The organism is Pseudomonas sp. C32, from assembly GCF_030417915.1.
GTDB lineage: Bacteria > Pseudomonadota > Gammaproteobacteria > Pseudomonadales > Pseudomonadaceae > Aquipseudomonas.
Genome location: NZ_JAUHUK010000003.1, coordinates 12,618 through 24,844, shown reverse-complemented (window position 1 = coordinate 24,844; position 12,227 = coordinate 12,618). Strand labels below are relative to the sequence as shown.

Sequence of the window (12,227 nt, the reverse complement as noted above, 5' to 3'; positions counted from 1 at the left end):
CGGACCGGCCATATCCGCCTGTCCCCTCATGACAACAGTAGAGAACCCGACAATGCCCGGACCTTTGGCAGGTGTGAAAGTAGTTGAAATGAATGCGATCGGCCCTGCGCCGTTCGCCGCCATGTTGCTGGCGGACATGGGCGCGGAGGTCATTCGTGTGGATCGCCAGGTGGCCGGGTTTCTCAATGCCGACGGGAGCTTGCTCGGACGCGGGCGACGCAGTATTGCCATCGATCCACGCAAGCCCGGCGCCGACGAAGTGCTGCTCAAACTGATCGACGGCGCCGATGTGCTGATCGAGGGCTTTCGTCCCGGAGTCATGGAGCGCTTGGGGCTGGGGCCGGAAGTCTGTCTGGCGCGTAATCCAAAACTGATCTACGGACGCATGACCGGTTGGGGCCAAAGCGGACCGCTAGCCCCAACGGCGGGGCATGACCTGAATTACATCGCGCTCTCGGGCGTACTCAATGCCATGGGCCACGCCGACCGACCGCCAACGCCGCCGCTTCATCTGGTGGGGGACATGGGCGGCGGCGCGATGTTCCTGGTGACCGGCGTTCTCGCGGCGCTGTTCGAAGTACAGAAGTCCGGCCTTGGGCAAGTCGTCGACGCCGCGATCTGCGACGGCACCACGCTGTTGGGCAGCATGTATTACGACCTGCGTCATCAGGGCCAATGGGGTGATCAGCGCCAAAGCAACATGCTCGATGGCGGCGCGCCTTTCTACGGTTGCTACACCTGCGCCGACGGCAAATTCGTGTCGATTGGTGCCATCGAGCCGCAGTTCTATCAGCTTCTGCTCGAGCTGTGCGAAATCGACGATCCGGACTTCAAGCAGCAGTGGCAGCAGCAAGCCTGGCCGCTCCTGCGCGAGAAGCTTGAGGCGCTGTTCCTGACCCGCTCGCGCGATGCCTGGACGCGGCTGCTCGAAGGCACCGATGCCTGTTTCGCCCCTGTATTGGATTTCAGCGAAGCCCCCACCCACCCACACAACCAGGCCCGCGGTCTGTTCATGGAAACCGCCGGCGTGCTGCATCCGGCCCCGGCGCCACGTCTGAGCCGTACACCGGCGCAGGCGGGTGGCCTGGTGAGAAACGGCGAAAACACCCTGGAAATCCTTGAACAACTGGGGCTCAGCGCTGCGCAGATCGATGAACTGCGCAGCGCTGGCGCGATTGTTTGAGCGAGCGACTGAACCACCTCGCCTAAACCCCACCCCACCCGAGCTCCCCCCGTCCGAGCGGGTACAGCCCAGAGCGGCTGCGCAAGGATATCGGGGTGGTTTGCTCGGGACCGCCGATCAACAAAAACAACAAAGAAATCCCAAGGAGTATGTATGTCGCACAAACCTTACGTCGCCGGTGTCGGCATGATCCCGTTCCTCAAGCCGGGTGCCAGCGGTTCCTACATCGAAATGGGCGCCGAAGCCACGCGCCGGGCGCTCAAGGATGCCGGCCTGGACTATCGCCTGGTGCAGCAGGCCTATGTCGGCTACGTCTATGGTGACTCCACATCGGGCCAGTCGGCGCTGTATGAAGTCGGCCTGAGCGGTATTCCGGTGGTCAACGTCAACAACAACTGCTCCACCGGTTCCAGCGCCCTGTTCCTGGCGCGTCAGGCCGTTGAAAGCGGTGCGGTCGAATGTGCGTTGGCCCTGGGCTTTGAGCAGATGCAGCCCGGCGCCCTGAAAAACCAGTGGGAAGATCGCCCAATGGCGATGGGCAAATGCTCCGAAGTGGCGAACCTGCTGACCGCCGATGCCGACGGTGTGCCCATGGCACTGCGCATGTTTGGCGGCGCCGGTCGTGAGCATATGCACAAGTACGGCACGCAGATGAGCACCTTCGCCGCGATCCGCGCCAAGGCCAGCCGCCACGCTGCCAACAATCCTTTGGCCCTGTTTCGCAAGATCGTCACCACCGAAGACGTGATGAACGACCAAGTGGTCTGGCCGGGCGTGATGACCCGCCTGATGGCTTGCCCACCGACCTGCGGGGCTGCGGCAGCGATTATTTGCAGCGAAGCCTTTGCGAAAAAGCACGGCCTGCGCACCGACGTGGTGATCCTCGCCCAGTCGATGACCACCGACGCACCGATCGCCTACGAGCCGCCGTCGATGATTCAGATGGTCGGATTCGACATGGCTCAGCGTGCAGCCAGTGAAGTTTACGAGAAGGCAGGCGTTGGTCCGCAGGACATCCGCGTCGCCGAAATGCACGACTGTTTCGCCCATAACGAACTGCTGACCTATGAATCCCTCGGCCTGTGCCAGGTGGGCGGCGCCGAGCGTTTTGTGCTCGATGGCGAGAACACCTACGGCGGTCAGGTGGTCACCAACCCGTCGGGTGGTCTGCTTTCCAAGGGCCACCCATTGGGTGCCACCGGCCTGGCCCAGTGCTACGAGCTGACCCATCAGCTACGCGGCAGCGCCGAAGCCCGCCAGGTTGAAGGCGTGAACCTGGCCCTGCAACACAACCTCGGTCTGGGCGGTGCTTGTGTCGTGACCCTTTACGGTCGCGCCTGACCCCAGGCCGTAATGCTGATCCCTGTAGGAGCGAGCCTGCTCGCGATGGACTTGAAAGCGCCGCGTTCATTCAGAACGCCAGTGTCATCGTTGACGACCATCGCGAGCTGGCTCGCTCCTACAGGGGTTTGAGCAGCATTGCGGGATTTAAACAACCGCAGAGGAGACAAGTGAAATGGCAGACAAAAGTCTGATCGGACGCTCCATGGGCGTCACACACGTTGAAGTGGAAAAGGGCCGTCTGCGTTTCTTCGCCAAGGCCATCGGTGAAACCGACCCGATCTACACCGACGAAGCCGCCGCCAAGGCTGCCGGCTACACGTCGCTCCCAGTACCTGCAACCTTCCTTTTTTGCCTGCAAGGCGAAGGTCGGGACCTGGTCGAACAGTTAAACGTCTACGGCTTCGATTTAGGTCGCATCCTGCACGCCGAGCAATCGTTCGTGTACCACAAGCCTGCCGTGGCCGGCGATGTGCTGACCTTCGACAGCCGCGTTGCCGACGTTTACGAGAAGAAGGGCGGTGCGCTTCAGTTCGTGGTCAACGAAACCCGCGTGACCAATCAGCACGGCGACCATGTTGCCGATATCCGCGGCACGCTGGTTCAGCGTTGAGGAGAACGCCATGAGTCATTTCCTGAAAAGCGGCACTCAGTACAGCGACATCCAAGTCGGTGACCAGATTCCGTTGCTGCAACTGCCGGCGATCAACCGCACCACCCTGGCCCTTTATTGCGGTGCCTCGGGCGACCACAACCCGATCCATGTCGACATCGATTTTGCCCGTAAGGCGCGCATGTCCGATGTGTTTGCCCACGGCATGTTGTCGGCGGCCTATCTGGGCCGCTTGCTGACCAACTGGGTGCCACAGCAGCAGATCCGTTCGTTGTCCATGCGTTTCACCGGCATCACCCAACTGGCCCACGTCCCGACCTGCACCGGCACCATCGCCGAGAAGTTCGAAGTCGATGGCGAGCAATGCGTGCGCATCGACATCACCTGCAGCAACCAGTACGGCGAAGAAAAACTCGCAGGCAGCGCTGTTGTGGCCTTGGCCTGAAGCATCCGCGAACACCCACACTCGAATAAGCAATGAGAACAGAACCATGAAAAAGCTTGAAGGCAAAGTAGCCCTGGTGACCGGTTCCGGTCGCGGCATTGGTCGCAGCGTGGCCCTGCAATTGGCAGGTTATGGCGCCAAGATCGTGGTCAACGACCTGGACGCAGCACCGGCCGAAGACGTGGTCGCCGAGATTCGTGCCGCCGGTGGCGATGCCGTTGCCTGCGTGGGCAGCGTGACCACCGCCGACTTCGCCGAGCGCTTCGTCAAGACTGCCGTTGAAAGCTTTGGTGGCATCGACATCATCGTCAATAACGCCGGTTACACCTGGGACAACGTTATCCAGAAAATGACCGACGAGCAGTGGTACGCGATCATCGACTGCCACCTGACCGCGCCGTTCCGCATCCTGCGCGCCGCCCAACCGGTGATCAGCGCCCAGGCCAAGAAAGAGGCTGCCGAAGGCCGCGAAGTGTTCCGCAAGGTCATCAACATTTCCTCCATTGCCGCTGGTGGTAACGCCGGGCAAGCCAACTATTCCGCAGGCAAGGCCGGCATCCTCGGCATGACCAAGACCCTGGCCAAGGAGTGGGGCCGCATGAAGGTCTGCGTCAACGCCGTGGCTTTCGGCTTTATCGAAACCCGGTTGACCCAGGCTCTGTCGGGCGACGAAAGCAAGACCGTCACCATCGAAGGCCGCGAGATCAAGGTCGGCGTGCAGAAGGCCATGATCGACGGCGCGAGCCAGGTGATTCCGCTGGGCCGCCCGGGCACCCCGGACGAAGCCGCCGGTTCCGTGGTCATGCTGTGCCTGCCGGAAGCCAACTACGTCTCCGGCCAGACCCTGGTCTGCGGCGGCGGCCACGGCGCCATCTAAACGCGAACGTGCATGCCCGGCTGCCCTTGGTGGTATCCGGGTGTCCATTCCCAAGCATTCGAGGCTTTCACCATGCTGGATAACTACCATTCGCCCTGGCTGGACGATGACGTTGTACCGTTTGCCGACAGCGTTCGCCGCTTTGTCACCCAATCCCTGGCGCCACTGGAAGAACAATGGCGCGAGCAACATCAGGCTGACCGCGCTTCCTGGCTGAGCGCTGGCGAGATGGGCATGATCCTGCCCGATGTGCCGGTGGAATACGGTGGCTCGGGTGGCACACCGGCGCATGTGGCGGCCGTGGTCAGTGAAATGACCTATGCCGGTGTCACCGGATTGGGGCTGGGCATCAGCCACATCGTGGGGCATTACATTCTGGCCAGTGGTACTGAAGCGCAAAAGCAGCTCTGGTTGCCGAAAATCGCCTCGGGCGAAGTCATTTGCGCGGTGGCCATGACCGAGCCAGGCACCGGTTCCGATCTGCAAGCCATCCGCACGCGGGCGGTAAAGCAGGGCGACCAGTACGTCATCAACGGTTCCAAAACCTTCATCACCAACGGTCAGATCTGCGACATGGTGGCGGTCGTGGCCAAGACCGATCCCGAGGGCGGCGCCAAGGGCCTGTCGATCTTCCTGGTCGACACCCGCTTGCCGGGGTTCCGCCGCGGCAAGACCCTGGACAAGCTCGGCTGGGCTGCTCAGGACACTGCGGAAATGTTCTTCGACGACTGCACCGTGTCGGCCGACTGCCTGCTCGGTGGCATCGAGGGCAAAGGCTTCATTACCTTGATGAATCAGCTGCCTTACGAGCGCATGCAGATCGCCATCAACGCGGCGGCTGCAATGGAGCGCGCCTTGGCGTTGACGCTCGATTACACCAAGGAGCGCAAAGTGTTTGGCCAGCGCGTACTGGATTTTCAGAACACTCGCTTCACCCTGGCCGACATCAAGGCGACCACCTTGGCCTCGCGGACCTTCTGTGACTGCCTGATCAAACAATGGGTCGACGGCAAGCTCGATTCCAGCCAGGCCTCGATGGGCAAATTCTGGCTGACTGAACGGGCAGGGGAAGTGGTCGATAAATGCCTGCAGTTCTTCGGCGGCTACGGCTACATGAATGAGTACCCGATCGGCCGCATGTGGACCGAAATGCGGGTGACACGCATCTACGGTGGCGCCAACGAAATTCAGCGCGAGCTGGTGGGCCGTTCGCTCTGACCAGTCTTGGCTGAAATCGCATCAATTGAGCTCCGTATAAAAACAAGAGAGGGAGGTTTCGATGTACATGACTCAAGGGCTGCATCGCCACATGCAGCAGCGCCCCGATGCCACTGCCATTCGCTACCAGGACGGCGGTGTCACGTTTGCCCAATTGGGTGATCGCGTGGCCCGTCTGGCCGGTGCACTCAAGTCATTGGGTGTGGTCAGTGACGAGCGCGTGGCGATGCTTTCGCTGAACTCGCAACGTTTTATCGAATATTACCTGGCGGTGCCTTGGGCCGATGCCGTTCTCAACCCGGTCAACATTCGCTGGAGCGTGGCGGAAATTGTCTACTCGCTGGACGATTCACAAACCTCTGTACTGATCGTCGACGACACCTTCCTGGCGCTGGCGGAAAAAATCGGCAGCACGGCGAAAACCCTACGCCTGATGATTTATGCCGGCGACGGTGAAACACCCGCCGGCATGCTCAATTACGAATCACTGATCGCCAATCATGCGCCGATGGAAGATGCCCGGCGAGGCGGCGATTCGCTGTTGGGGTTGTTCTACACCGGCGGTACCACGGGCTTTCCAAAGGGTGTGATGCTCAGCCACAACAACATCGGTTTTTCTGCGCTGGCCGTTCTCGGTCAGGCGCTTTTTGGCCCGCACACCGTGTATTTGCATGCCATGCCGATGTTCCACCTGGCTGACCTGTCGGCAATGGTCGCGCTGTTCATCAGCGGCGGTACTCATGTGGTGTTGCCGGCGTTCAAGCCCAAAGAGGCGCTGCAACTGATCAGCGGGGAACGGGCCAGTGACACGTTGCTGGCGCCGACCATGATTCAGATGTTGCTGGACACACGGGAGGCCGACCCAGCCATCGCGGGGCTTGACTTGAGCCCGTTGCGGGAAATCACCTATGGCGCATCGGTGATCTCACCGGCCTTGCTGGATCGCGCCCGTCAGGCCTTTCCCGTTGCGCGCTTCCAACAAGGCTACGGCATGACCGAAATGGCCCCGAGCATCAGCTTGCTCGCCGCTGAGTATCACAGCGAAGAGCATCATCGCAGCGGCAAGATGTATTCGGCCGGGCGACCGATCAACTGCGTCGAGGTGCGCATCGTCGACAGTGAAGATCGCGAGGTCCCTCGCGGCACAGTCGGTGAGGTGGTGGCACGCGGTCCGAACGTCATGCTCGGCTACTGGAACAAACCTGAAGCGACCGCCGAAACGCTGCGCGGCGGCTGGATGCACACCGGCGACGGTGGCTACATGGATGAGGACGGCTTCATCTACATCTGCGACCGCCTCAAAGACATGATCGTCAGTGGCGGTGAAAACATCTTCACGGCGGAAGTCGAAAATGCCATTGCCAGTCATCCGGCGGTCGCCCAGTGCGCCGTGATCGGGATTCCCTGTGACAAGTGGGGTGAATCGGTGCATGCCGTCATCGTCTGCCGGGCAGCGTCGGGTATCAGCGAGCACGAAATCATCGCGCATTGTCGCGAGCGTATCGCGAGCTACAAAGTCCCTCGCAGTGTGGAGCTGCGCGACTCCTTGCCGCTGTCCAGCGTTGGCAAGGTGCTGAAGACCGAGCTGCGCAAACCCTTCTGGGAAAACCGCTCGCGTCATATCGCCTGACGCACCACAGGCAGCCCATCGCCACGGTTGTCTCGCCTTCCTCGGAGGGCGGGCTTCGTGTTGCCCCTGGGCATCGCAAGGAGGTCAGTGATGACACCGTCAATGCAAATCCCGCAGTCCATGGCTGACGCTGTGATGCAACAGCTCGATGCCGGTTTTTTCGATCAGCAGGCAGTGACGCAACGCCTGAGTATCAGCGTGCGCACGCTGCAGCGTCGGCTGGCAGCTGATGGCACCAGCTTCAAGATGCTGCTACGCGAGGCACGTCGACAAAAGGCCGCATGCTACCTCAGCGAAGGGCGCCATACCGTCAAGGAAGTCGCCTACTTGCTGGGATTCCAGGACCTGAGCAACTTCGCCCGCACCTGTCGCGACTGGTTCGGTGTGCCTGCGACCCAACTGCTTAACCCTGACAATCATTCATAAGAGCATTCATCATGAGCCAGCCCCTTGTTCGTGAATTCAAGACCATCGCCTACGAAAAACCGGCGCCGCACATCGCGCGCATCAGCCTCGACCGCGCCGACAAGCGCAATGCCCAGGACACCCATCTGCTGTACGAGCTCAATGCCGCAATGGATTGCGCCAACCGCGATGACGAGGTCAAGGTGATCATCCTCGCGGCCAAGGGCGAGCATTTTTCTGCCGGCCACGACGTAAGCGAGGTAGACCCCACTGACGCCATGGCCCAGTGGGAAACGGTCGGCACTTTTTGTGGATACGGTTGCGCGACGTCAACGGTCGAGTCGCAGATGACCCGGGAAAAGGAAATCTACATCGGTTTTTCCGAGCGCTGGCGCAACATCGCCAAGCCGACCATCGCCCAGGTCCAGGGCAAGTGCATTGCCGGCGGTCTGATGCTGGTCTGGCCATGCGACCTGATCGTGGCCAGTGAAGACGCCTTGTTCATGGACAACACCGTGGCGATGGGCGTGTGCGGCATCGAGTTCTTTGCCCACCCGTGGGAAATGGGCTTGCGCCAGGCCAAGGAATTTCTCTTCACCTCCGGTTGGCTGAATGCCCAGGACGCTTGGCGTATGGGCATGGTCAACCATGTTGTGGCACCGGAGAAACTGGCTGACTTCACCTTGGCCCTGGCCGCCAACATCGCCCAGAAACCGTCGTTCGCCCTGAAACTGGCCAAGGAAGCGCTCAACGCAGCCCAGGATGCACAAGGTCGGGTCAGCGCCATGCAAACCGCCTTCGCCCTGCATCAAGTCACCCACGCCCACAATACCCAGCGTTTCGGCATGTTGCTGGACCCGACCGGTATGCCGCGCATGACGGCTGGCGCAGCCAAGAAGCCCGTGGCAACCGAAAGCGAAACGTCGGTGAAGTGAAGTGCAGGGTCGTTTCGACGGCCCGATCAGAACAAAAACAGGGGAACCGCATGTACATCACTCAAGGCCTGCATCGGCATATCCAGCAGCGGCCCAACGCAATAGCCGTGCGTGACCGAGGTCACGCAATGACCTTTGCGCAACTTGGCGAGCGGGTCGCAAGACTGGCCGCGGGTCTGCAACGACTCGGTGTCAAACCTGGTGAACGAGTGGCCATGCTGGCGCAAAACTCGGCGCGCTATATCGAATATTTTCTGGCCGTTCCCTGGGCGGATGCGGTGCTCAATCCCGTGAACAGCCGTTGGAGCCTCGGTGAAATCCTGTATTCGCTGGACGACTCTGAAACCTCGGTGCTGATCGTCGATGACGCGTTTATGGAGCAAGGCAAGCAGATCGCGGCTCAAGCGATGACGGTCGAACGCGTGATTCATGTCGGTAGCCTCCAGACACCGGCTGGGATGCTCAATTACGAAACATTGATCGCGGAAAATTCTCCGGTAGAGGATGCACGCCGGCGTGGAAATGCGCTGCTGGGGATTTTCTACACCGGCGGTACGACCGGATTCCCCAAAGGCGTCATGCTCAGCCACAACAATGTTGCCAGCTCCTCGATGGCGACTGTCGCGATGGGCTCCTATGGCGCCGACGCCGTGTTTTTGCATGTGATGCCGATGTTTCACCTGGCCGATATCTGGGCCATGACCGGGCTGTTCATCAGCGGTGGCAGCCATGTGGTGCTGCCAGCGTTCGATCCGGCGACGGTGCTGCGGACCATCGCCGAGGAGCGGGTCAACCAGGTGCTGTTGGCGCCGACCATGATCCAGATGCTGTTGGACTGGCGCGACAGTCATCCACAATCGGCCTCGCTGGATCTGGGTTGCTTGACCACTTTGTACTACGGCGCATCAACCATCACCCCGGCGTTACTGGACCGGGCGTGCAAGGCTTTCCCGCGGGCGCAGTTTTTCCAGGGGTATGGCATGACCGAACTGTCGCCGATGGCCACCACCTTGAGCGGTGAGTTCCACAGCGTTGAACACCAGGCCAGCGGCAAGATGTACTCCGCGGGACAGGCCTCGGTCTGCACCGAGGTGCGCATCGTCGATGAGGACGATTGTGAAGTGCCTCGTGGCAGCATCGGAGAAGTCATTGTGCGCGGGCCGAATGTGATGCTCGGTTATTGGAAAAAACCGGACGCTACCGAGGCCGCCTTGAAAAACGGCTGGATGCACACCGGCGATGGGGGCTATATGGACGCAGATGGTTTTATTCATATCTGCGATCGGCTCAAGGACATGATCATCAGCGGTGGCGAAAACATCTACAGCGCCGAAGTCGAAACGGCTATCGCCAGCCATCGGGCCGTAGCGCAGTGCGCGGTGATCGGCATTCCCAGCGAAAAGTGGGGGGAGGCCGTGCACGCCGTTATCGTCCTGAAACCCGATGCCGATGCAGGCTTCGATGACATTCTCGCCCATTGCCGTGAACGCATTGCCGGCTATAAATGCCCGCGCAGCGTTGAATTTCGCGCAATGCTGCCGCTTTCAGGTGTCGGCAAAGTGCTGAAGACCGAATTGCGAAAACCCTTCTGGGACGCTCAGCCTTGATGCTGGAAGATAAATGCGGAACACGCGGACCCTGTAGGAGCGGGCTTGCCCGCGATGAGGCCGGCATGTCCAGCATCCCCTTTGTCTGAACCTCCGCCATCGCCGGCAAGCCGGCTCCTACAGTGTTTTTTGTCGTTCACACATCTCGTGGCCACCCAATAACCCTGTAGGAGCGGGCTTGCCCGCGATGAGGCCGGCAGGTCCAGCATCCCCTTTGTCTGAAACTACGCCATCGCCGGCAGGCCGGCTCCTACAGTGTTTTTTTGTCGTTCACACATATTGTGGTCACCCAATAACCCTGTGGGAGCGAGCCTGCTCGCGATGAGGCCATCACATCCAACATCTTCATTGGCAGAAGTACCGCTATCGCGAGCGAGCTCGCTCCTACAGTTGATGTTACGCCCGGGCCGGGAATGCTGGTCCGGGCGTTTTTCTTTCAACCAACCTTGACGATGCCAGGCATCGCATAGCTCGCATCGATCAGTGGCCCGCGGGGACCATAAAAACGTGCGGTGAACTGGAAGGCATCCCGTGGGGCGGGTAGCCAGTTGCGACGTTGATCGGGGTCGCCGGGTTCATCGGCCTGGATGTAGATCACCAGTTTTCCATCAGCCGTGTGCAGCTTGCCGCGTTGCAGCATGTAGCTGTTGAACGAGTAGCGATCGATGGGGTTGTCTACGAAAAATCCTTCCTGGTCGTACAGCGGCAACTCCCAGAACTCGGTCACCGGCGGCATGTCGTTGAGGTCGAAGGTGATGGTGTAGCGGTGTTGCCCGTTGAGCGTTTGTCCCGCAGCGTCATTGAACATGCGTGCGGCGGTGTGTGACCGAACGGGCACCGGACCAAGCACGGCGATGTAACCGGCCAGGGCGCGACGCATCCAGTCGGTGTCGTGGTAACCCAGGTCTGTGGCCAGGGACCAGCCGTTCATGGACTTGCCCGTACCTTTCGCCAATTTCGTCTTGAGCGCGGTGACGCCGTCCTCGATACCCTCGGCCACGGCGGATTGCAACGCAGGGGACAGACGGGTCGGGTCGAAAGATTGCCCCGCCTTGAGGCCAAGCCGTTCGAAGCGAGCGAACGCCTGCAGCTCCTTATGCCCGTCGGCCTGTTTGGTGAAGCTCGGATCGTTGAGGATCAGGCTGACCCATTGCAGAAACTCCGTGCCCCGCAGGCGACTCGGCTCGCGCACGTTTTCCATTCCGGGATACGTCGGATATTCAGCCTTGCCCGGGACCACGTCTTCGGCGCGTACATCCTTTTTGCCGGTGGCCAGCCATTGGCTCAACGGCATCAGCGTGATGCGGTCCATGAACGCATTGATCGCCATGAGTTCTTCCGGTGTGTCGTCGGTCAGGGCCAGGCGGCCGAGGGCCACGGCGAAATCCGACGGCGACTGCACGACCTCTTCACCGACGAAGTCGGCGGGCAGGGCGCCGCTCCAGTTTGGCCCGACAAACAGGCGGCGCACCGGGCCTGGGGCATTGAACTGACTGCCGATCATGTGCCACCAGCGTGAATAGTTGTCGGCCATCTGCACGCTCCAATAGCGCTCGTCGGCCTTGGACATCGTCAACACGACGGGCTCTTGACTGAGGTCGAGCATTGCCAGTCCGTACAGCGTCGTGGCATTGGGCGTGGTCGCAAACCGCGGCAGTGCCTTGGCAGGCTGGCGTGACCAATTGAAGCGATTAAGCCCCACGAACCGCGGGCTCTTCGGGTTCTGCGCGTGGATATAGCGCAGGTGATAAAGCGCCACCGGGTGCATGCCCCAGAGGAATACTTCCTGGGCAATGGCGCGGGCCTCTTCGGGCGTCAGGGGCACGGCGGCCGAGCTGGCATGGGCGGGTTTGGGGGCGAACCCGCCGACGGTCAACGTCGGGGCGATCACGGCACCGGTCAGCAAGGGCAAGAAGTTTCTACGGGTGAATTTCATCACGGGCACTCTGAAGAATTAAAAGTGGCGCAAAAGG

11 protein-coding genes are annotated in these 12,227 nt (G+C 60.8%); 10 read left to right on the top strand and 1 reads right to left on the bottom strand.

The window, feature by feature from the left end; all coding sequences use genetic code 11:
* Positions 1-52 precede the first annotated feature (52 nt).
* The 10 genes from QYH43_RS04075 to QYH43_RS04030 all read left to right on the top strand — a co-directional run bounded on the left by QYH43_RS04075 (position 53) and on the right by QYH43_RS04030 (position 10,254).
* Positions 53-1,183 (top strand): CaiB/BaiF CoA-transferase family protein, encoded by a 1,131-nt coding sequence (locus QYH43_RS04075; protein WP_301156424.1) that lies wholly within the window; start codon positions 53-55, stop codon positions 1,181-1,183.
* Between the two features lie 153 nt (positions 1,184-1,336).
* Positions 1,337-2,524, top strand: a complete 1,188-nt coding sequence (locus QYH43_RS04070; protein WP_301156423.1) for a lipid-transfer protein — start codon at positions 1,337-1,339, stop codon at positions 2,522-2,524.
* Positions 2,525-2,699: 175 nt separating this feature from the next.
* Complete coding sequence (locus QYH43_RS04065) at positions 2,700-3,137, top strand: MaoC family dehydratase N-terminal domain-containing protein (protein ID WP_301156422.1); 438 nt, start codon at positions 2,700-2,702, stop codon at positions 3,135-3,137.
* Between the two features lie 10 nt (positions 3,138-3,147).
* Complete coding sequence (locus QYH43_RS04060; protein ID WP_301156421.1) at positions 3,148-3,582, top strand: MaoC family dehydratase; 435 nt, start codon at positions 3,148-3,150, stop codon at positions 3,580-3,582.
* A 46-nt stretch (positions 3,583-3,628) separates the two neighbouring features.
* Positions 3,629-4,459 (top strand): SDR family NAD(P)-dependent oxidoreductase, encoded by an 831-nt coding sequence (locus QYH43_RS04055; protein WP_301156420.1) that lies wholly within the window; start codon positions 3,629-3,631, stop codon positions 4,457-4,459.
* 72 nt (positions 4,460-4,531) lie between these two features.
* Positions 4,532-5,677 (top strand): acyl-CoA dehydrogenase family protein, encoded by a 1,146-nt coding sequence (locus tag QYH43_RS04050; protein WP_301156419.1) that lies wholly within the window; start codon positions 4,532-4,534, stop codon positions 5,675-5,677.
* A 61-nt stretch (positions 5,678-5,738) separates the two neighbouring features.
* Entirely contained in the window at positions 5,739-7,307 is a 1,569-nt protein-coding gene (locus QYH43_RS04045; protein WP_301156418.1) for a long-chain-fatty-acid--CoA ligase, read from the top strand.
* A gap of 90 nt (positions 7,308-7,397) precedes the next feature.
* The gene (locus tag QYH43_RS04040) at positions 7,398-7,733 is read left to right on the top strand and encodes a helix-turn-helix transcriptional regulator (protein ID WP_301156417.1); all 336 of its coding nucleotides are present in this window, start codon (positions 7,398-7,400) and stop codon (positions 7,731-7,733) included.
* 11 nt (positions 7,734-7,744) lie between these two features.
* On the top strand, positions 7,745-8,647 hold the full coding sequence (locus tag QYH43_RS04035; protein WP_301156414.1) for an enoyl-CoA hydratase: 903 nt from the start codon (positions 7,745-7,747) through the stop codon (positions 8,645-8,647).
* A gap of 50 nt (positions 8,648-8,697) precedes the next feature.
* Positions 8,698-10,254, top strand: a complete 1,557-nt coding sequence (locus tag QYH43_RS04030) for a long-chain fatty acid--CoA ligase (protein ID WP_301156412.1) — start codon at positions 8,698-8,700, stop codon at positions 10,252-10,254.
* A 436-nt stretch (positions 10,255-10,690) separates the two neighbouring features.
* Here QYH43_RS04030 and QYH43_RS04025 read toward each other — a convergent pair whose 3' ends face one another.
* Complete coding sequence (locus QYH43_RS04025) at positions 10,691-12,190, bottom strand: DUF1254 domain-containing protein (RefSeq protein ID WP_301156410.1); 1,500 nt, start codon at positions 12,188-12,190, stop codon at positions 10,691-10,693.
* Positions 12,191-12,227 lie beyond the last annotated feature (37 nt).

What these genes read in the sequence shown, in the direction of transcription:
- QYH43_RS04075 (WP_301156424.1), top strand. Translation starts at nt 53, where the DNA reads ATGCCCGGACCTTTGGCAGGTGTGAAAGTAGTTGAAATGAATGCGATC.
- QYH43_RS04070 (WP_301156423.1), top strand. Translation starts at nt 1,337, where the DNA reads ATGTCGCACAAACCTTACGTCGCCGGTGTCGGCATGATCCCGTTCCTC.
- QYH43_RS04065 (WP_301156422.1), top strand. Translation starts at nt 2,700, where the DNA reads ATGGCAGACAAAAGTCTGATCGGACGCTCCATGGGCGTCACACACGTT.
- QYH43_RS04060 (WP_301156421.1), top strand. Translation starts at nt 3,148, where the DNA reads ATGAGTCATTTCCTGAAAAGCGGCACTCAGTACAGCGACATCCAAGTC.
- QYH43_RS04055 (WP_301156420.1), top strand. Translation starts at nt 3,629, where the DNA reads ATGAAAAAGCTTGAAGGCAAAGTAGCCCTGGTGACCGGTTCCGGTCGC.
- QYH43_RS04050 (WP_301156419.1), top strand. Translation starts at nt 4,532, where the DNA reads ATGCTGGATAACTACCATTCGCCCTGGCTGGACGATGACGTTGTACCG.
- QYH43_RS04045 (WP_301156418.1), top strand. Translation starts at nt 5,739, where the DNA reads ATGTACATGACTCAAGGGCTGCATCGCCACATGCAGCAGCGCCCCGAT.
- QYH43_RS04040 (WP_301156417.1), top strand. Translation starts at nt 7,398, where the DNA reads ATGACACCGTCAATGCAAATCCCGCAGTCCATGGCTGACGCTGTGATG.
- QYH43_RS04035 (WP_301156414.1), top strand. Translation starts at nt 7,745, where the DNA reads ATGAGCCAGCCCCTTGTTCGTGAATTCAAGACCATCGCCTACGAAAAA.
- QYH43_RS04030 (WP_301156412.1), top strand. Translation starts at nt 8,698, where the DNA reads ATGTACATCACTCAAGGCCTGCATCGGCATATCCAGCAGCGGCCCAAC.
- QYH43_RS04025 (WP_301156410.1), bottom strand. Translation starts at nt 12,190, where the DNA reads ATGAAATTCACCCGTAGAAACTTCTTGCCCTTGCTGACCGGTGCCGTG.